Source organism: Microbacterium sp. NPDC077663, assembly GCF_044542795.1.
Lineage (GTDB): Bacteria > Actinomycetota > Actinomycetes > Actinomycetales > Microbacteriaceae > Microbacterium.
The window spans coordinates 928,420-946,937 of sequence record NZ_JBITVE010000002.1 but is presented as its reverse complement, the minus strand read 5'-3'; the positions used below and the strand labels follow the sequence as shown (position 1 = coordinate 946,937).

The window sequence follows — 18,518 nt, the reverse complement described above, 5'->3', positions numbered from 1 at the left end:
GGTTCTACCCGTTGTCGGGACCGCCCGCCGTCAGCAGGGTCGGCGTGAAGGTCGCCGCGTCGGCGATCGCCGGACGCGCGAGCGAGCGGTCGCGGAGCGCGACGGACGCCTCTGCCAACGCCGCCGGCATCTGCGACCCCCAGGCGTGCCAGATCGCCGGGGACTCCGCCCACGGCAGCACGGCACTGTACGGCCATTCCCGCACGCCGCCGTCCGCCATCGCCGCGATGCCCCTCGCGAGCTGACGCAGCGCCGTGGCGGACTTGCCGTCGGGGCCCGCCTCGACGCGTGCCGCGAGTCCGAGCGCCGCCTCGGCCGAGGCATCCGCTCCGTTGGTGATCAGCCACGCCGGCACCCGCTTGCCGTCGGAGATCTTCCACTGGCCGTATTTCGAGAGCACCTGGCGGTTGAGGGCGTCGAGCGAGAGGTCGAGCCGGTCGTCGAGGAAGTCCGCGAATTCGGGATCCTCGTCCTCGAACGCGGCATAGCCCTCGCCGAGTGCCCACAAGGTGCGGGCGAGCCAGTAGCTCGGCCCGCTGTCGGACGGGTCGGGCAGTTCGACGGGCTCGGGCGAGGGGTTGAAGGTGCCGTCGGGCTGCATCCAGAGTACGACGTTGCCGGCATCCGGACCTTCCGTCGTCTGGAAGTAGGCGACCGACCGGAGCAGCTCATAGGCCTTGTCGCGGCTGTCGTCGTCGCCGGTGAGCTCCCAGTGACGGGTGTAGACGACGGCCGCGCGGGTGATGTCGTCGGCGTTGTAGGCGCCCTGGCCCCAGTAGCCGGTCGCGGGGTCGAGCGGTCCGCCGCCGACGCGCTCGAAGGTGCCGCCGTCGCGGGCGTCCGCGTACGTCCACGGCATGACGAGGGTGGGCTCCTCGTCCTGGCGGTAGGTGCTGTGGCCCTCGACGCCCGCGGGAGGTGTCGCCTCGTCGAGCAGGAAGTCGAGGTGGTCGAGGTTCGTCACGGCGGCGGATGCCGGGGCTGCGACGGCGGGGGTCACGCCGAGCGGGACGATCAGCGCGGCAGCGGCCAACGCGGTGAGTCCGAGGGTGTGCGCACGACGTTGTGCGGAGGTGTTCACGGGGGTTCCTTTCGGGTGCGGTGCCGAGTGCAGGTTCAGCGTCGTCCGGGACGTCTCTCGAGCGACCGGCGGATGTCTGAACCTGCACTCGGCACGCGGTCAGTCAGTGCGTTCGAGCAGGGCGACGCCGATCTTCGAGTCGGCCATGCCGTAGAACACGAACAGGCGACCGTCGATCTCTTCGATCGCGGTCGGGAAGACGACGTTGGGCACGATGCCGCTGCGCTCGTCGTCGGTCTCCGGGGCCAGCAGCGGCTCCGGAGTGCGGGCGACGACCGTGGAGGGGTCGTCGGCGTCGAGGATGATGGCCCCGGCGGCATAGTTCACCTTCTGCTGCTGCGAGAAGGCGCTGTCGATGGTGCCGGTCACCCCGTGGTGCAGGACGAGCCATCCTTCGGCGACGCGGCGCGGCGGCGGACCGCCGCCGATCTTCAGCGCCTCGAAGGGGAACTCCGGCCCTGCGACGAAGCGGTGCTGCTCCCACAGGGTGAGTGCCGAGAGGTCCTCGCGCACGGCCTCGAGCGGGATGTAGCTGATCCAGATCGACTGCCGCTCGTCCTCGACCCCCGCCGGGACGCGCACCCCCTGACCGGGCTTGGTCTCGCCGAGGTCCCACATCGGTCGATGCAGCACGGCGAGCGCCTCGCGGCCGTCGGGGGAGGTCACCGGCTCGGGGAAGAACACCGTGTCCTTGTTGTGGAACAGGTTGAGGTCCATGTCGAGGTCGTCCTGGTACCGGAACAGCGCCGGTCCGAGCCGCCGCCAGTCCCGCAGGTCGCTCGAGACCGCCACGGCCGTGCGCGGGCCGAGCGGTCCGTAGGCGACGTAGGTCATGACGTGCAGCCCGAGCGTCTCGACCCAGGTGACCCGCGGATCCTCCACCCCTGCGTTGCCGACCCCGCGCTCCCAGCCGCGGTCGGGTTCGAGGACGACACCCTCCCGCTGGACGGCGACGGGGACGCCCTCCTCGACGACGACGCGCGCCAGGCCCACGCGCGACACGTTGCCGTCGGCGACCAGGCGCGGCAGCAGGTAGAGCTCGCCGTCGGGGCCACGGCCCGAGGCGGGGTTGAGCACCCCCTCGGCCTCGTTCGGGTCTCCGTCCGCGGGGGTCATGACGACCCCCATTCGCGTGAGGCGGTAAGGGACGTGGGTCTCGGCGGGCATGGTCATCCTTTCACTCCGGATCCGAGGTCGTTGGAGGTGAAGTAGCGCTGGAACACGAGGAACAGCGCCACGGCGGGGGCGGCGAGCACGACGGCTCCGGCCATCATCGCCCCGAACGGATTCGCGGTGGATGCCGCGATGTTCGAGATGAAGTTCGCGAGCGACACCGCGAGCGGCTGCATCTCGGCATCCTTCGTGATGAGGAACGGCCACAGGAACTCGTTCCACGGCCCGATGAAGGTCAGCAGCACGACCGTCAGCAGCGCCGGCCGGACGAGCGGGAGCGCGACGCTCCACAGCAGGCGGAACTCGTTCGCCCCGTCGATCCGCGCCGCGTCGAAGAGCTCCTTGGGCAGCTGCAGGAAGTACTGCCGGAAGATGATCACCGCCGTCGAGTTGATGAAGAACGGCAGGATCATCCCGAGGTAGCTGTCGGCGAGACCGTAGTCGCGGGCGATCATGACGTACAGCGGGATCATGAGCAGCTGGAACGGCACGACCTGGACGAGAAGCGCGAGCGCGAACGTCGCCCCGCGTCCCCGCCAGCGCAGCACGGCGAGCGCGTATCCGGCGAGGACGCCGAACACGATCGTCCCGAGGATCACGCCACCGGTGAAGATGCCCGAGTTGGCGAGCCCCTTCAGGAGGTCGATGCGCCCGTTGATGGCGGCGTAGTTGTCGAGCGTGAGGTTGGACGGGTTCGGGAAGGCCCCCGCCGGTGTCGGGTCGACGTTCGTCTGGAGCGAGCCGACGACCATGTAGAAGAACGGGAACAGGAACGCGAGGGCGCCGATGCACAGGGCGACGTACATCGCGATCCGCGAGCCGAGCGCGCGCTTCATCGCTCTTCACCTCCCACGAGCTTGCGCTGCAGCGCCGCGATGGCGAGCACGAAGACGATGAGCACGACGCCGATCGCCGCCGCGACATCTGGATTCTGCTGCTCGATCCCGCGCTGATACATGAGCAGCACCGGCGACGTGGAGGCGCCGTTGGGCCCGCCGCCACCGGTCAGCAGGTACGGCTCGGTGAAGAGGTTCGCGCCCGTGATCGTGGCGAGAAGCACGACGAGGAGCGTCGCCGGCCGCACGCTCGGCACGGTCACCGCGAAGAACTGCCGCAGGCGGCCGCCGCCGTCCATCGACACCGACTCGTAGAGCTCGCGCGGCACGTTCTGCAGGGCCGCGAGGTACAGCAGGATGTAGAACCCGAGCCCCTTCCACGTGACGAAGAACGCGATGGTCGGCATGGCGAGCGCCGAGTTGACGAGCCACGAGGGGTCGGGTGCAAGGGGGCCGAGGACGTTGTTCACGAGTCCGCCCCGGGCGAAGAGGAAGAGCCAGACCGCGACGACCGCGACGGATGCCGTGACGTACGGCACGTAGTAGCTCACCCGGAAGAAGGTGCGCGCCTTCGTCACGCGGTCCAGGGCCGTCGCCAGAAGGATCGACAGCACGACCGTGAGCGGCACGTTGATGATCAGGAAGATCCCGACGTTGCCGAACGACCGCCACACCTCGGGGTCGCTGAGGGCGGTGACGTAGTTGTCGAAGCCCACGAACGGCCGATCGACCTCGGCACCGGGAGCGGCGAAGAAGTAGTCCTGGAAGGACATCCACACCGCGAACACGACGGGGTAGGCGAACACCACCAGGACGAACGCGATGTACGGCGCCGAGAAGAGGAGTCCATGCGGCTGCGCGCCGAGAAGGCGGTGCAGGATGCCGCGGCGGGGCGCGGCATCCCGTCCGTCCTTCTCGGGCGGGGCACCGCGGGTCGCGCCGGGATCGGACCCGGCGCGACCCGGGACGACGGCGGTCATGTCAGCCCGCTGCCAGCTGGTCGACCTCGGCGGCCGTGTCCGAGAGGAACTGGTCGACCGGGGTCTCGCCGAAGATGACGGACTTCGAGTACCCGTCGCGGAACGCCTGCCAGATCTCGACCGATCCGACGACGTTGGGAACCTCCACCGTGCGCGCGGCCTGATCGCCGAACTGCTCGTAGGAGGGGTTGTCCGCGAAGTAGTCCGGGTAGGTGCCGGTCAGGTCCTGACGCAGCGGCATCTGGCCGGTGGCCTCGAGCCAGGCGCCGTCCTGCTCCTCACTCGTGGCGAACTTCAGGACGTCCCAGGCAGTCGCCTTGTCGTCGCATGCCGTGAACATGCCCACGTTCTTGGCGTCGCTGAAGGTCCAGGTCTCCTCCGGCGCGGTGCCGCCCTGCGTGGGCACGGGGACGGAGCCCCAGTTGATCGCGTCGCCATAGACGCTGATGGCCCAGGGGCCGACGATCGCCATGGCGGCGTAGCCGTCGGCGAAGGCGTCACCCTGGTACTGCTCGTTGCCGGCCAGCTGCTCCTCGTAGAGCGTGCGCCAGAAGTCGGCGACGGCCTTGCCGTTCTCGTCATCGAACGTCGCCTTGCCGTCTTCGAGCAACGGGGTGCCGCCGGTCTGCGCCGCGTACAGCGGGTAGAAGTCGAACCAGGACTGGAAGAACTCGCTCGTCGGGGCCGGGTTGATCGCGTACTCCGAGACCCCCGCTTCCTTGAGCGCGCGGGCGGTGTCGAGGAACTCGTCGTACGTCGACAGCTTCGGGTTCTCGGGATCGAGACCGGCCTGCTCGAACAGGTCCTTGTTGTAGAAGATCATCACGGGGTTCGACTTCCACGGGAACTGGTAGAAGTCGCCGTCGTCCGATCGGTACTGGTCGGCGAGGTCGCCGCTGCGGGCGGTGATGTAATCGTCGCCGTCCTCGAAGTCCGAGAGGTTCACGAGGCCGCCCTGGCGCTGGAACCCCGGGACCGCCGCCGGCGAGGTGTTGAAGACGAGGCAGGGGGCGTTGCCCGCCGTGATCGCGGCGCCGATGACCTCCTCGCTCGACGCACCGGCGGGGATCTCTTGCGCCTTGACCTGCTCGTCGGGGTGGTCGGCGTTCCACTCCTCGACCATCGCCTTGCCCCAGCCGATCTCCGATTCGTTGTTCGAGTACCAGATGGTGATGTCGCCGCGGCTCTCGAGGTCGTCGCCACCGCCGCCGCCCCCGCCGCTGCAGGCGCTGAGGGCGAGTACACCGGATGCGGCAGCTGCTGCCGTGATGAGGATGCGTCGTCGCATGTCTCTCTCCTTCGTGTCGTGGTCTGTCTGTCGTGCTCTCGTGCTGTCGTGCGGGGCCGTTCAGGCGCCCGCGGGAGGTGCCGTCGAACCCCGGACGGCGAGGGTGGGATCGGGAAGGTCGATGTGGGCGGGCGCGTCGCCCGCGATCGCGGCCAGCAGGGTGCGCGCCGCGCTCACGCCCCACCCGCGGGCGTCGGTCGCGACGCTCGTAAGGGCGGGGTGCACCCAGCGGCCGATCTCGGTGTCGTCGAAACCGGTGATCGAGAGATCGCCGGGCACACGCAGTCCGCGCTGGTGGGCGACGCCCATGCCGGCGACGGCCATGCTGTCGTTCGAGTACACGATCGCCGTGGGCGGTTCCGCCTGATCGAGGAGGGATGCCGTCGCCTGTGCACCGTCCGCCGCGCTGAAGTCGGTCTCGACCACGGTGACGTGCAGGGCCGCGGCATCCGCGGCATCCAGAAACGCCTGTGAACGGCGCTGGGCGTGCAGCATCCCCGAGGGGCCTGCGACGTGCGCGATCCGGCGGTGGCCGAGAGAGGCGAGGTGCTCGACGGCGAGACGGATGCCGGCGCCGTCGTCCGTCGAGACGGAGGCGAACGGCGACGCGACGTCGGGACGGCCGAGCGTGACGGCGGGGATCTTGAGGTCCCGCAGCAGGGCGATGCGCGGGTCGGCGACGCGGATGTCGGTGAGGATCACCCCGTCGACGCGGCGGTCGGAGACGAGCCCACGGTACGTGTCGGCCTCGTGGCGTCCGGGGTTCGCGACGGCGAGGACGAGGGCCTGGCCGGTGACGGAGAACTCGTCCTCGAGACCAGCGATGAACGAGGGGAAGAAGGGGTCCGCGGCGATCACGTCGGGGCTGCGCCCGATCACCAGGCCGCACGCGAAGGCGCGGCCGACGCTGAGCGATCGCGCACTGAGGCTCGGGGTCCAGCCGAGCTCGGCGGCGACGTCCATGATCCGTTGCCGGGTGTCTGCGGAGACGCCGGGCCGTCCGTTGAGGGCGAAGGAGACGAGACCCTTGCTCACTCCCGCGGCGCGCGCGACATCTGCGATCGTGGGTCGGGTCTCCGGGGGCATCGCTCACTCCTTCGTGGCTGACCCGTTCTACTAAACCGGTTCAGACGGGGAGAAGGCAAGGCCTTGACACGCCGCAGAAGCGGGCGTATCGCGTGCGGGCTACTTGACGAGCGGGAACAGGATCGTCTCGCGGATGCCGAGGCCGGTGATCGCCATCAGCAGGCGGTCGATGCCCATGCCCATGCCACCGGTGGGCGGCATACCGTGCTCGAGGGCGCGCAGGAACTCCTCGTCGACCCGCATCGCCTCGTCGTCACCGCGCGCGGCGAGCTTCGCCTGCTCGACGAAACGCTCGCGCTGGATGACGGGGTCGACGAGCTCGGAGTAGCCCGTCGCGAGCTCGAAGCCACGGACGTACAGGTCCCACTTCTCGACGACACCCGGGATGCTGCGGTGCTCACGCACGAGCGGCGAGGTGTCGAGCGGGAAGTCCATGACGAACGTCGGACGCTCGAGTCCGCCCTTCACGAAGTGCTCCCACAGCTCCTCGACGAGCTTGCCGTGGGTCGCGATCTTCTCGGGGACCTCCACACCAGCCTGGGCGGCGAGGTCCTGGAGCTCCTCGAACGACGTCTCGGGCGTGACGGAGCGGCCGGCGGCATCCGACAGCGACTCGTACATCGAGATGCGGTCCCACTGACCGCCGAGGTCGTACTCGGTGCCGTCGGCCCACGTCACGGTGGTCGAACCGGCGACGGCGATCGCGGCGTTCTGGATGAGCTCCTGCGTCAGGTCGGCGATGCCGTTGTAGTCGCTGTAGGACTGGTAGGCCTCGAGCATCGCGAACTCGGGGCTGTGCGTCGAGTCGGCCCCTTCGTTGCGGAAGTTGCGGTTGATCTCGAAGACACGGTCGATGCCGCCGACGACGGCGCGCTTGAGGAAGAGCTCCGGCGCGATGCGCAGGTACAGCTCGGTGTCGAACGCGTTGGAGTGCGTGACGAACGGCCGGGCCGCGGCGCCGCCGTGCTGCACCTGCAGCATCGGGGTCTCGACCTCGAGGAAGCCGTGGTCGTCGAACGTCCGGCGCAGCGACGCGTTCACCTTCGCGCGGGCGACGACGGTCTCGCGCGCGGTGTCGCGCACGATCAGATCGAGGAAGCGCGAGCGCACCCGGCTCTCCTCGCTCAGCTCGGAGTGCAGGTTCGGCAGGGGCAGCAGCGCCTTCGCGGCGATCGCCCAGTCGGTGACCATGATCGACAGCTCGCCGCGGCGGCTCGAGATGACCTGACCGGTCACCGAGACGTGGTCGCCGAGGTCGACGAGCTCCTTCCACGCCTGCAGCGACTCCTCGCCCACCTCGGCGAGCGAGACCATGGCCTGGATGCGGCTGCCGTTCCCCGACTGCAGCGCGGCGAAGCAGAGCTTGCCGGTGTTCCGGCTGAAGACGATCCGCCCGGCGACCGAGGCGGTCTCGCCGGTCTCGTCCCCCGCCTCGAGCGACGCGAAACGTTCGCGGAGGGCCGGGATCGTCGTGCTGACGGGGACTGCGACGGGGTAGGCGCCACCGGCGGCATCCGTCCGTTCCGCCAACAGCCGCTCCCGCTTCGCGAGGCGGACCGCCTTCTGCTCGATGACATCCTCATCGGTCGTCTCGGCGGGCGTGGGCGCGGACGCGTCGGTCATGACAGAAGGCTCCTCGGGGATTCGACCCTTCAGTCTATCGGCGGGGCCGTGTGCCGTTTTCGAGCGGATGCCGGTGGCCGCCGCGTGCGCGGATGCAACGGATCCGCGCCGACACGCCGGGCCGCGGCATCCGTCCCCCGCGTGTCGCGTCGGATCCGTTACATCCGTGAACGGATTCGCGCGCGGCTCAGCGGCGCGGTGTCCAGCCGGGCGGGCGGGGATCGCGGCCCGCGGCGCGCTGGGCGTCGAACGCGGCTGACCAGCCCTGCGCGGCGTCGACGGCGTCGAAGCCTCCCCGCGCGACGCGGAACCCGACGTCGTCGTGCGTCATCCGCGGGCCTCCCCCGCGGCGGGTGCCGGCGCGCACCCTCCACGCGTCGTCGGCGAATCCGCCGCCGCGGAACACCCGGTAGTCGTCGTACCGCTCGGTGTCGAGGAAGTCCCAGCACCACTCCCAGACGTTGCCGAGCGTGTCGAACAGCCCGTTCAGGTTCGGCAGCTTGCCCCCGACCGGCTGCGGCGCGGTCACGCCGTCCGCCGCCGTCCACGCGATCTCGGCGAGCGGGCCGTACTGCGGACCGGTCGACCCGGCGCGGCAGGCGTACTCCCATTCGGCTTCGGTCGGCAGCCGGAAGCCGTCGCTGTCCACGTGCCACCGCACCTCTTCACCGTCGACGGAGTACGCGGGATCGAGGCCCTCCCACTCCGACAGCGCGTTGCAGAATCGGACGGCGCGCAGCCAGCTGACCTCGACGGCGGGCCGCCGCGGGTGGGATGCCGCGATGCCCAGCACCTCCGCGAGCTGCCCCTCGGTCACGGGGTACGCACCGATCTCGAACGCCTCGAGGTCGACGCCCCATCGGGTGCCGCGTCGGGCATCGTGCAGGTCGACCCGGCCGGCCGGGATGGGGGTGAGTTCGACGTCGCTCACGGGACGGCCGGCGGCGCGTCGCCGACCGACGGCGCGGACTCGGTGAGCGCACGGTCGATCGTCGTGTGCACCAGGGCGGAGAGGTATCGCGACGGGTCGTCGACCCCCGCGGACCGGAGGAGGTCGGCGGACTGCCGCACGATCGAGGAGGAGAACTCGGTGGCGGTGGCGATCGCCTCGCCGTAGGCCGCGCGGTCGGAGTCGGCGACGACGACGGGTTCGCAGCCCATCTCGACGGCGAGCGCCTGGGCGATCGGGAGCGCGGCGGCCGGTGCGGTCACCGCGGCGTAGGCGTCTCGGAGGGCGCGGAGATCGGTCGAGGTCCCCGTGAAGGCGATCGCGGGGTGGATGGCGACCGGGATGGCACCCTTGGCCGCGGCCGGCGCGAGAACCTGTATGCCGTGTGCGGCATCCGTGTGCATGACGATCTGTCCGACCTGCCACACTCCGATCTCGGCGAGACCGGCGACCAGGCCCGGCAGCTCATCGCGGGGAACGGCGAGGATCACGAGCTCGCTGCGGCGCACGACCTCCTCGGGGACCAGCCGTGGCGCGTCGGGAAGGATCGCTTCGACCCGATCGTCGTCGGACCCCGAGGTGATCCCCGTGAGCGCATGCCCGGCTCCGGCGAGCGCGGCCGCCACGACGGGGCCCACGCGGCCCGCGCCGATCACCCCGACGCCGAGGCGCCCGTCGCGCGTCATCGTTCCTCCGCCGGGTGGGTGGGCGGCGCGACCGGCGGGACCCACAACGGCGCGACGGGCGGACCGGAGGTCGGCGCGGCGGCCTCGACGTGCGGCCGCTCGACCTCGGCGTCGTCGGGCGCACCCGCATCCGTCGCCGACATCGTCTCGTCGGCCGCCTCGGCCACCGCGGCGGCCGTGATCTCGTTCCACAGTGCGTACGCCTGCTGGTGGTCGAGCGACTCGATCGTCCCCGCGACGGGTCCCATCACGGTGTGCCCCGTGATGGTGGCCAGCCCCAGGCGACGCGCCAGGGGGCCCTGGGAGATCCGCACCGACTGCAGGCGGGCGAGCGGCAGGATCGTGAGCTTCGGCCACAGGCGTCCCGTGCGCATGAGCACGGCCTGCGGCAGGAGGAGGATGCCGTTGCGCCGCCACGTGAGCGGATCGATGACGCGCGCCCGAGCCGGCGACGTGACATACCCGTCGCCCTCGCGCGGTCCGTGCAGTCCCGCGTCGAGCAGGCCCGCATCGACGGGGAGCGACGGCAGGAGCAGCCGCAGGACGCGCTCGACGTCGGCTTGCGTGCCGATCGGCAGCACGTCACCCATCTGCGCGGCCGAGGCATCGCCCGCGGAGCGGCCCGAGAGCTTGTTGACGCGGATGCGATACCAGCCGCCCCAGCGCCACAGCAGCGGCTGACGGACGTCGACCGCATGGACGCGCCCTGCGGGCAGCGTCTCGGTGACCGTCGTCAGCAGACCGAAGGTGACACGCACGCCCGCCGACGACGGTGCGATCGAATACCGGATGGTCTTGATGAACTGGCGGACGGCGTACGCCCCGAATCCGATCGCAGCGGGAACCGAGGCCCCGAGCGCAGGGATGATCCACACCGGTTGCAGCGCGAGCCCGACGAGCGCCGCGACGACGATCAGGACGAACCAGATGGTCGACCCCGACAGCAGCCCCGCGAGGATGAGGCGCGACATCGGCACCCGGACGATCGACTCCGGTTCGGCGCCGTCCTCGTCGACGCCGTCGATGATCTCGGAGATCCCCGCGGTCACGCGCGACGTCAACGGAGCTCCGCTTGCCGCCTGTCGCGCCGCGGCATCCTTCGTCCGGTGTCCGGAGGCGAGACGCAGGATGTCGCCCCGCACCGTCTCTGCGTCGGCGGTCGACAGGTACTCGAGCTTCACGTTCGCGTCGAGACCCGCACCGACGACCTCGAGCTTGGCGAGTCCGACGAGGCGGGCGAGGGCGGGCCGCGTGAGGTTGACCCCCTGCACGCGGTCCAGCGGGGCGCGCCGGTGCGTGCGGAACAGCACGCCGCTGCGCACCTCGACCTCGTCGCCCGTGATCCGGAACGTGTGGAACCGCCACGCGGTCCAGAACAGCGCGAGCAGCACGATCAATCCGACCACCACGACGATGATCGCCTGCACGGCGATGCCGTTCTGCAGCACGAAGTCGACCGGGTCCTCCTCGTCCCAGCGGAACCCCTCCGGCAGGAAGAACGCGATGAACCGGTCACGCAGGTTCGCGACGAGGATGCCGATGATGACGAGCAGGGTCAGTCCGCCGCGCAGCAACGGTGACAGCGGATGCAGCCGGTGCCACTCGCCGTCGCTCATCTCGGAGCGCACGGCGGCAGGCGGCGGCACCGGCGTGCCGACGTCCGCCGGGGCGGCCGGCTGCGGGTCGAGGTCGCTCACAGACCCGTCCGTCGGGTCTCGGCGACCTCGATGAGGGTGTCGCGCAGGGCCTCGGCGTCCTTCTGCGGCAGACCGGGGATCGTCACACCGGTGGATGCCGCGGCGGTGACGAGCTTGAGCTGTGCGATGCCCAGCATCCGGTCGAGGGGTCCGTGCGTGATGTCGACCAGCTGCAGGCGTCCGTAGGGCACCGAGACCAGGCGCTGCCACAGGATGCCGCGGCGGAAGACGAGGTCGTCCTCGCGCAGCTGGTAGCCGATCGAGCGCGCCTGGCGCGGTGTGACGACGAGCGTCACGAGGACGATCACGAAGAGGATCGCCCCCGGGTTCAACGGCCAGGTCGCCTGGAACATGAGCCAGAGCGTCAGGACGGCCGCGGCGATCAGCGCGAGCACAACGAGGTTGCCGATCACCTGCCCGACGACGTACTTGCGCGACAACTGCCGCCACTGACCGTCACCGAGCGGCAGCCGCTGGGCACCGCGCGGCTCGAGGATCGTCGAGAAGGTCGTGTCGTCAGTCGGAGTGGGAGAGTCCGTAATCGGGTTCGTCGGGTCCGGGCTGGTCGTCATCATCGTCCTTCCGGATGGTGCACAGGTGTTCGGCGACGAGGGCGCCGACGACGAGGAGCAATCCGCCCCCCAGTGCGGCGATCACCGCACCTGTCGAGCCTAACGAGGGTGAGACCGGCCGTGTGAGGACGAAGACGAGCAGGCCGCCCGCGAATCCCGCGACGAGGGAGCCGACGATGCTCGACGCCTTCGCCATCATGGCGATCCGCAGCGCTCGGAACGGGTCGACGGGCGCTGCCGTGCCCACGGTCGCCCGGCGCACCGGAATCGCGGCGGCGACGACGGCCACGGCGAGCGCCACGAGGAGGATCGGGAGGAGGGGGGACGGGGTGAAACTCGGATGCCCCATGCCGGTCAGCACCTGATCGACGAGGAATCCGGCGACACCCGACACGACGGCGATGGCCGCCAGCAGGAGGGGGTTCGTGCGCTTCACGCCGCACCTCCCGGAAGGGCGGCACGCAGGTCGGCGACGCGGCCGGCCCCGGGCAGCACCGCGTCGGGGTCGATGCTCAGCCAGGGGTCGAGGACGAAGTCGCGCTCCGCCGCGCGGGGGTGCGGGAGGACGAGCGCCGGATCGTCGGAGCGCACGTCGCCGTACGCGATGAGGTCGAGGTCGAGGGTGCGACTCCCCCACCGCTCACGCCGTTCGCGCCCGTGCCGGCCCTCGATCGCGTGCAGATAGCCGAGCAGCACCGTCGGTGCGAGGCGCGTGTCGACGAGCGCCACCGTGTTGAGGTAGCGGGGAGCGTCGGCATCCGGTCCGCCCAGCGTGATCGCGACCGACTCGATCGGCTCGGCTGCGGCCACCAGCTCCGTCAACGGCAGACGACCGAGGTCGGCGATGGCCTCCGAGATCGTCGCGGCACGGTCGCCGAGGTTCGCACCGAGCGCGATGACCGCCCGCTGCGTGGGGCCGGCGCCCCGCGGCTCGCGCTCCGGCATCCCCTCCGCGAGACGGCGGTTCATGAGCGGGACCGCCTGACGGTCACGGCGACATCGCCGAACGGCACCGGAATCGGCGCCGCCGGCTTGTGCACGGTGACGGCGACCGCGTCGACGAGCGGCCAGCCCGAGAGCACGGCCGTCGCGATGCGCTCGGCGAGGGTCTCGATGAGATCGACGGGGTCGCCCGCGAGCAGCGCCGCGACCCGCTCGGCGACCTCGCCGTAGTGCACCGTGTCGGCGACGTCGTCGCTCGCGGCCGCGGGGGCCAGTGACAGCGAGAGCACGAGGTCGGCGATGAACTCCTGACCGTCGCGGCGCTCGTGGTCGTAGACCCCGTGGTATCCGACCGCGCGGATCCCGGTGATCGTGATCTCGTCGCTCATCGCTCCCCCTCCCATGCGGCGCGCACCGCGAGCGCGAGCCGGGTGGCGGCGACATCGTGCACCCGCACCGCCCACACCCCGGCCTGCGCGGCGAGGACGCTCGTGACGGCGGTCGCGAGGTCGAGGTCGTCCTCGCCCACGAGCCCGACGCCCGCGCCCGCGGCGGCGACCGCCAGCATCCGCTTGCGACTCGTGCCGATGAGGACCCGGTGACCGTCGGCGGTCAACCGGGCGAGGCCGCGGACCACCTGCCAGTTCTGCTCGGGGGTCTTGCCGAATCCGAAGCCCGGGTCGACGACGATCCGGTGATCCGGGATGCCGGCCGCCCGAGCCGCGGCCACACGTGCACCGAGCTCGCCGACCACCTCTCCGACGATGTCGTCGTAGACGGCGGTGCCGTACATGTCGGCCGAGTGGCCGCGCCAATGCTGCAGGACGAGGTCGGCGTCGGTGCCGGCGACCGTGGCGAGCATGTCCGGGTCGGCGAGGCCGCCCGAGACGTCGTTGACGACCCGCGCACCCACAGCAACGGCGGCCGCCGCTGTGCTCGCGTTCATCGTGTCGACGCTGACTGTCGCGCCCTCGGCGGCGAGCGTCTCGACGACGGGAAGGATGCGGCTCCGCTCCGCCTCGGGTGCGACCCGTTCGGCACCGGGCCTCGTCGACTCGCCGCCGATGTCGAGCAGATCCGCCCCATCGCGCCGGAGGGCGCGCCCGTGGGCGATCGCCGCCTCGTGCGAGGCGTACCGCCCGCCGTCGCTGAACGAGTCTGGCGTGACGTTCACGACCCCCATGACCAGGGTCATGTCCGGCCGCCCGTGAGCAGCGCGATCGCCTCGGCGCGCGCCGCCGCCTCGGTGAACACGCCGCGAGCCGCCACGGTGACGGTGGATGCCGCCGTCTGACGGCCGCCCCGCATCGTCACGCACTCGTGCACCGCGTCGAGGACGACGAGCACACCCCGCGTGTCGATCGAGCCGGCGATCACGTCGGCGATCTGCTCACCGAGTCGCTCCTGCACCTGCGGCCGGGCGGCGAGGATGTCGATCACCCGCGGAAGCGCGCCGAGACCGACGACCTGCTCCCCCGGCAGGTACGCGACGTGCGCGCGCCCCGCGAAGGGCAGCAGGTGGTGCTCGCACATCGATTGGAAGCGGATGTCGCGCAGCATGACCGCACCCGACGGGAGCGTGTCGGGGGCGGGGCCCCGGGTGACCGAGATCGTGCGCGCGAGGGGCTCCGCGGCATCCACCCCCACTCCCGAGAAGAACTCCGTGTACGCGTCCGCGACGCGCTGCGGGGTGAGCTTCAGGCCCGGGCGCTCCGGATCCTCACCGATGGCCACGAGCAGTTCTCGGACCAGCTCGGCGACACGCTCGCGGTCGACCGCCATCGGCGTCGCCTCAGGCCGTCGCGGGTCGAGCCTGCCCCGTCGCGTGCCGCGCGGGAGAGGACTCTGCGGCCGTCTGCGATGCCTCGGTGTTCGCCGCCACCGGAGCCTCGGCGCGACGCGGGACCTCGACCGGAGGCAGGGTCGAGACGGGACGCTCGCTGCTCGAGAGCCACTGCGGGCGCGGCGGCAGCTTCTTGACGTCCTTGAAGATCTCGGCCAGCTCCAGGTGGTCGAGGGTCTCCTTCTCGAGGAGCGCGAGGGCGAGGCGGTCGAGGATCTCGCGGTTCGCGTTCAGCACCTCGTACGCCTCGTTGTGAGCCTGCTCGATGAGCCCGCGCACCTGCGCGTCGACGCGCTCCGCGATCCGCTCGCTGAAGTCGCGGCCGTGGCCCATGTCGCGTCCCATGAAGACCTCGCCCGACGACGAGCCGAGCTTGACCGGTCCGACGTCGGTGGTCATACCGTACTCGGTGACCATCTTGCGGGCGATGCCGGTGGCCTTCTCGATGTCGTTGGAGGCGCCGGTGGTCGGGTCGTGGAAGACGATCTCCTCGGCCACGCGGCCGCCCATCGCATAGGTGAGCTGATCCTGCAGCTCGTTGCGGGTCACGGAGTACTTGTCGTCGAGCGGCAGCACCATCGTGTAGCCGAGGGCCTTGCCGCGCGGCAGAATCGTGACCTTCGTGACCGGGTCGGTGTTGTTCATCGCAGCGGCGGCCAGGGCGTGGCCGCCCTCGTGATACGCCGTGATGAGCTTCTCCTTGTCCTTCATCACGCGGGTGCGACGCTGCGGACCGGCGATGACACGGTCGATCGCCTCGTCGAGGGCGCGCATGTCGATCAGCTGCGCATTGGAGCGAGCGGTCAGCAGGGCCGCTTCGTTGAGGACGTTGGCGAGGTCGGCGCCGGTGAAGCCCGGCGTCTTGCGCGCGATGACTGCCAGGTCGACGGAGGGCGAGAGCGGCTTGCCGCGACCGTGCACCTCGAGGATCCGCTGGCGGCCCTTGAGGTCGGGCGCGTCGACGCCGATCTGGCGGTCGAAGCGGCCCGGACGCAGGAGCGCCGGGTCGAGGATGTCGGGGCGGTTGGTCGCGGCGATGACGAGCACCGAGACCTTCGGGTCGAAGCCGTCCATCTCGACGAGCATCTGGTTGAGCGTCTGCTCACGCTCGTCATGACCGCCGCCCATGCCGGCGCCACGGTGGCGACCGACGGCGTCGATCTCGTCGATGAAGATGATGGCCGGAGCGTTCTCCTTGGCCTCCTTGAAGAGGTCGCGCACGCGGCTCGCGCCGACACCCACGAACATCTCGACGAAATCGGAACCCGAGATCGAGTAGAACGGGACGCCCGCCTCGCCGGCGACGGCGCGCGCGAGCAGGGTCTTACCGGTTCCAGGAGGGCCGTACAGCAGCACGCCCTTCGGGATGCGGGCTCCGACCGCCTGGAACTTGGCCGGGTCCTTCAGGAAGTCCTTGATCTCCTGCATCTCCTCGATTGCCTCGTCCGAGCCGGCGACGTCGGCGAAGGTGACCGTCGGGGTCTCCTTCGTCACGAGCTTCGCGCGCGACTTGCCGAACTGCATGACCTTGCTGCCGCCGCCCTGGGCGCTGGACAGCAGCCACCAGAAGAGCAGACCGAGGATGAGGATGGGGAGGAGGATCGAGATGAGGCTGCCGAACCAGCTCGTCTGCGGCACGACGTCGTTGTAGCCGTCCTTCGGCGCGGCGTTGTCGACGGCCTGCACGACCGCGTCGGCACGCTCGGTGACGTAGTAGAACTGCACGTTCGTCGCGCCCTCGAAGGGCTCGCTGAGGGTGAGGTCGACACGCTGGTCACCGTCGGTCAGGGTCGCCTGGGTCACGGTGTCGCCGCCGAGGAGCTTCAGGCCCTCCTGCGTCGTGATGCTCCGGGCACCCGTCAGGTTGGTGATGAGGGTCATACCGACGATCAAGAGCACGCCGATGAGCACCACGTAGACGAACGGGTTGCGGGAGAGCTTCTTGACGTTCATGGTGCGTTCAGGCTACCCCTGCCGCGCTATGCGAGGTCTGTGCGTTCGTTTTGGGCGTACCGCGCGCGATCAGGCGTACACGTGGGGCGCGAGGACCGCCACGTCGCGCAGGTTGCGGTACTTCTCCGCGAAGTCCAGACCGTATCCGACGACGAACTCGACGGGGATGTCGAATCCGACGTAACGGCAGTCGATCTCGACCTTGGCTGCTTCGGGCTTGCGCAGCAGCGCGAGCACCTCGATCGACGCCGCACCCCTGGACGCGAAGTTCTCGAGCAGCCAGCTGAGGGTCAGACCCGAGTCGATGATGTCCTCGACGATCAGCACGTGCTTGCCCGAGATGTCGGTGTCGAGGTCCTTCCGGATCTGCACGACGCCGCTGGACTTGGTCCCCGCGCCGTACGAGGAGACCGCCATCCAGTCCATCTCGATCGGACGCTTGAGCGAACGGGCGAAGTCGGCCATCACCATGACCGCGCCCTTCAGGACGCCGACGAGCAGCAGGTCCTTGCCCTCGTAGTCGGCCTCGACGCGGCGGGCGAGCTCTTCGAGCTTGACCTGGATCTCCTCCTCGGTGACGAGGACATCGGTGAGCTGGTCGGCGATCTCGGCTGCGCGCATTGCAGAAGTCTAAAGTTCGGGATCGGATGCCGGGAATCGAGCGGCGGCCCCGGCATCCGCTCCGGTGAACTCGATCATCGCGCCGGCGCGGCGGGCGCGGCATCCGGGCAGGTCGATGGGGCCCTGCCCCGACCAGTCCGTCACCAGCCGCGCCACCTCGAGGGTCTGGGCGCGTGTCAGCGACGCGTGGAACTCGCTCGCGACGACGTGCCGGATGATGCGGTGCCGGAGCGCCGGCGGGTTGGCGGCGAGGGCGGCGACCGAGACCGCGATGCCGGCCTCGGCGTGCTCGACGATGTCCTCGATCGTCTCGTCGATCATCTCATCGAAGGCGTCGGCGTCCTCCCGCAACTGCGCAGCCGTGCGGGCGAGCGCTTCGGCGATGCCGGGGCCGAGCTCGGCCTCGAGCACCGGCAGCACGCGCTCGCGGACGCGCACGCGGGTGTAGAGCGGGTCGACGTTGTGCGGGTCCTCCCACGGCTCGAGACCCTGCGCGGCGCACGCGGCCCGCGTCGTCGCGCGTCGGACGTCGAGGAGCGGGCGCAGTAGCGGCACGCCGTCGAGATCGGATGCCGCCGCCATGCCCTGCAGGCTGCCCGCACCCGATCCGCGCGCAAGACCCAGCAGCACCGTCTCGGCCTGGTCGTCGAGGGTGTGCGCCACGAGGATCGCCGCGGCACGGACATCGTGCGCGGCATCCCGGAGCACGCGGTAGCGCGCGGCGCGAGCGGCGGCTTCGGGGCCGCCGTCGGTGCCGACCTGGATCCGGACGACGAGCGGGTCGAGCCCGAGGCCCGCGGCGGTGCGGGCCGCGGATGCGGCGACCTCGGCCGAGTCCGCCTGCAGCGCGTGGTCGACGGTGACGGAGGCTGCACGGAGGCCGAGCTTCGGCGCTTCGAAGCCGACCGCGGCGGCTAGTGCCAGCGAGTCGGCGCCCCCCGACAGCCCGACGATGACGACGGCGCCCTGGGGGAGCCCGGTCAGGGCGGCGCGGACGGCACGGCGGACCTCGGCGACGGCGGGGTTCAGGGACGGCACGGCTCCACCGTACCGACGACCGCCCGAGCGCTCGTGCGCCGATAGGCGTGCCGAATGCAGGAGAAACCGCACCAGAACCGCCCCGAACCGCCACCCCAGAGCGTTCACCCGGCGTTCGGCACGCGCTGCCGCGCAAGTAGGCTTATGCCC

The 18,518-nt window shown here is 70.7% G+C and carries 19 protein-coding genes; all 19 read right to left on the bottom strand.

Going from position 1 to position 18,518, the window contains the following annotated elements:
- Nucleotides 1-4: 4 nt before the first annotated feature.
- Nucleotides 5-1,081: a hypothetical protein gene (locus ACIGEP_RS12070; RefSeq protein WP_396661859.1), complete on the bottom strand. Its 1,077-nt coding sequence runs from the start codon at nucleotides 1,079-1,081 to the stop codon at nucleotides 5-7.
- A gap of 99 nt (nucleotides 1,082-1,180) precedes the next feature.
- Complete coding sequence (locus ACIGEP_RS12065) at nucleotides 1,181-2,248, bottom strand: glycosidase (RefSeq protein ID WP_396661858.1); 1,068 nt, start codon at nucleotides 2,246-2,248, stop codon at nucleotides 1,181-1,183.
- Between the two features lie 2 nt (nucleotides 2,249-2,250).
- Nucleotides 2,251-3,090: a carbohydrate ABC transporter permease gene (locus ACIGEP_RS12060; protein ID WP_396661857.1), complete on the bottom strand. Its 840-nt coding sequence runs from the start codon at nucleotides 3,088-3,090 to the stop codon at nucleotides 2,251-2,253.
- Nucleotides 3,087-4,070 carry a carbohydrate ABC transporter permease gene (locus ACIGEP_RS12055; protein ID WP_396661856.1) on the bottom strand — a complete coding sequence of 328 codons (984 nt, stop codon included), beginning with the start codon at nucleotides 4,068-4,070 and terminating at the stop codon, nucleotides 3,087-3,089. Before ACIGEP_RS12055 ends, ACIGEP_RS12060 begins: the two co-directional genes overlap by 4 nt.
- 1 nt (nucleotide 4,071) lies before the next feature.
- Nucleotides 4,072-5,358, bottom strand: a complete 1,287-nt coding sequence (locus tag ACIGEP_RS12050) for an extracellular solute-binding protein (protein WP_396661855.1) — start codon at nucleotides 5,356-5,358, stop codon at nucleotides 4,072-4,074.
- A 60-nt stretch (nucleotides 5,359-5,418) separates the two neighbouring features.
- Nucleotides 5,419-6,444, bottom strand: a complete 1,026-nt coding sequence (locus ACIGEP_RS12045) for a LacI family DNA-binding transcriptional regulator (RefSeq protein ID WP_396661854.1) — start codon at nucleotides 6,442-6,444, stop codon at nucleotides 5,419-5,421.
- Nucleotides 6,445-6,543: 99 nt separating this feature from the next.
- A complete protein-coding gene (lysS, locus tag ACIGEP_RS12040; protein WP_396661853.1) occupies nucleotides 6,544-8,067 on the bottom strand; it encodes a lysine--tRNA ligase in 1,524 nt (507 codons plus the stop codon).
- A 187-nt stretch (nucleotides 8,068-8,254) separates the two neighbouring features.
- The gene (locus ACIGEP_RS12035) at nucleotides 8,255-8,998 is read right to left on the bottom strand and encodes a formylglycine-generating enzyme family protein (RefSeq protein WP_396661852.1); all 744 of its coding nucleotides are present in this window, start codon (nucleotides 8,996-8,998) and stop codon (nucleotides 8,255-8,257) included.
- Nucleotides 8,995-9,702 carry a DUF2520 domain-containing protein gene (locus ACIGEP_RS12030; RefSeq protein WP_396661851.1) on the bottom strand — a complete coding sequence of 236 codons (708 nt, stop codon included), beginning with the start codon at nucleotides 9,700-9,702 and terminating at the stop codon, nucleotides 8,995-8,997. The genes ACIGEP_RS12035 and ACIGEP_RS12030 overlap by 4 nt, the downstream gene beginning before the upstream one ends.
- Entirely contained in the window at nucleotides 9,699-11,399 is a 1,701-nt protein-coding gene (locus ACIGEP_RS12025) for a PH domain-containing protein (RefSeq protein WP_396661850.1), read from the bottom strand. Before ACIGEP_RS12025 ends, ACIGEP_RS12030 begins: the two co-directional genes overlap by 4 nt.
- On the bottom strand, nucleotides 11,396-11,971 hold the full coding sequence (locus ACIGEP_RS12020) for a PH domain-containing protein (protein WP_396661849.1): 576 nt from the start codon (nucleotides 11,969-11,971) through the stop codon (nucleotides 11,396-11,398). The genes ACIGEP_RS12025 and ACIGEP_RS12020 overlap by 4 nt, the downstream gene beginning before the upstream one ends.
- On the bottom strand, nucleotides 11,916-12,407 hold the full coding sequence (locus tag ACIGEP_RS12015; RefSeq protein WP_396661848.1) for a DUF3180 domain-containing protein: 492 nt from the start codon (nucleotides 12,405-12,407) through the stop codon (nucleotides 11,916-11,918). Before ACIGEP_RS12015 ends, ACIGEP_RS12020 begins: the two co-directional genes overlap by 56 nt.
- A complete protein-coding gene (gene folK, locus ACIGEP_RS12010; RefSeq protein ID WP_396661847.1) occupies nucleotides 12,404-12,940 on the bottom strand; it encodes a 2-amino-4-hydroxy-6-hydroxymethyldihydropteridine diphosphokinase in 537 nt (178 codons plus the stop codon). The genes ACIGEP_RS12015 and folK overlap by 4 nt, the downstream gene beginning before the upstream one ends.
- A complete protein-coding gene (folB, locus tag ACIGEP_RS12005; protein ID WP_396661846.1) occupies nucleotides 12,937-13,302 on the bottom strand; it encodes a dihydroneopterin aldolase in 366 nt (121 codons plus the stop codon). Before folB ends, folK begins: the two co-directional genes overlap by 4 nt.
- Complete coding sequence (gene folP / locus ACIGEP_RS12000) at nucleotides 13,299-14,108, bottom strand: dihydropteroate synthase (protein ID WP_396661845.1); 810 nt, start codon at nucleotides 14,106-14,108, stop codon at nucleotides 13,299-13,301. The genes folB and folP overlap by 4 nt, the downstream gene beginning before the upstream one ends.
- Nucleotides 14,105-14,695 carry a GTP cyclohydrolase I gene (gene folE, locus ACIGEP_RS11995; protein ID WP_396661844.1) on the bottom strand — a complete coding sequence of 197 codons (591 nt, stop codon included), beginning with the start codon at nucleotides 14,693-14,695 and terminating at the stop codon, nucleotides 14,105-14,107. Before folE ends, folP begins: the two co-directional genes overlap by 4 nt.
- A 10-nt stretch (nucleotides 14,696-14,705) precedes the next feature.
- On the bottom strand, nucleotides 14,706-16,709 hold the full coding sequence (ftsH, locus tag ACIGEP_RS11990) for an ATP-dependent zinc metalloprotease FtsH (RefSeq protein ID WP_396661843.1): 2,004 nt from the start codon (nucleotides 16,707-16,709) through the stop codon (nucleotides 14,706-14,708).
- 69 nt (nucleotides 16,710-16,778) lie between these two features.
- Nucleotides 16,779-17,330, bottom strand: a complete 552-nt coding sequence (hpt, locus tag ACIGEP_RS11985; protein ID WP_396661842.1) for a hypoxanthine phosphoribosyltransferase — start codon at nucleotides 17,328-17,330, stop codon at nucleotides 16,779-16,781.
- A gap of 9 nt (nucleotides 17,331-17,339) precedes the next feature.
- A complete protein-coding gene (gene tilS / locus ACIGEP_RS11980; protein ID WP_396661841.1) occupies nucleotides 17,340-18,368 on the bottom strand; it encodes a tRNA lysidine(34) synthetase TilS in 1,029 nt (342 codons plus the stop codon).
- Nucleotides 18,369-18,518 lie beyond the last annotated feature (150 nt).

Bases quoted from the DNA above. Each gene is read 5' to 3' on its own strand.
- folK (WP_396661847.1), bottom strand. From the start codon at position 12,940: ATGAACCGCCGTCTCGCGGAGGGGATGCCGGAGCGCGAGCCGCGGGGC.
- ACIGEP_RS12060 (WP_396661857.1), bottom strand. From the start codon at position 3,090: ATGAAGCGCGCGCTCGGCTCGCGGATCGCGATGTACGTCGCCCTGTGC.
- folP (WP_396661845.1), bottom strand. From the start codon at position 14,108: ATGACCCTGGTCATGGGGGTCGTGAACGTCACGCCAGACTCGTTCAGC.
- hpt (WP_396661842.1), bottom strand. From the start codon at position 17,330: ATGCGCGCAGCCGAGATCGCCGACCAGCTCACCGATGTCCTCGTCACC.
- lysS (WP_396661853.1), bottom strand. From the start codon at position 8,067: ATGACCGACGCGTCCGCGCCCACGCCCGCCGAGACGACCGATGAGGAT.
- ACIGEP_RS12065 (WP_396661858.1), bottom strand. From the start codon at position 2,248: ATGCCCGCCGAGACCCACGTCCCTTACCGCCTCACGCGAATGGGGGTC.
- ftsH (WP_396661843.1), bottom strand. From the start codon at position 16,709: ATGAACGTCAAGAAGCTCTCCCGCAACCCGTTCGTCTACGTGGTGCTC.
- folB (WP_396661846.1), bottom strand. From the start codon at position 13,302: ATGAGCGACGAGATCACGATCACCGGGATCCGCGCGGTCGGATACCAC.
- ACIGEP_RS12055 (WP_396661856.1), bottom strand. From the start codon at position 4,070: ATGACCGCCGTCGTCCCGGGTCGCGCCGGGTCCGATCCCGGCGCGACC.
- ACIGEP_RS12045 (WP_396661854.1), bottom strand. From the start codon at position 6,444: ATGCCCCCGGAGACCCGACCCACGATCGCAGATGTCGCGCGCGCCGCG.
- ACIGEP_RS12030 (WP_396661851.1), bottom strand. From the start codon at position 9,702: ATGACGCGCGACGGGCGCCTCGGCGTCGGGGTGATCGGCGCGGGCCGC.
- ACIGEP_RS12020 (WP_396661849.1), bottom strand. From the start codon at position 11,971: ATGACGACCAGCCCGGACCCGACGAACCCGATTACGGACTCTCCCACT.
- ACIGEP_RS12050 (WP_396661855.1), bottom strand. From the start codon at position 5,358: ATGCGACGACGCATCCTCATCACGGCAGCAGCTGCCGCATCCGGTGTA.
- folE (WP_396661844.1), bottom strand. From the start codon at position 14,695: ATGGCGGTCGACCGCGAGCGTGTCGCCGAGCTGGTCCGAGAACTGCTC.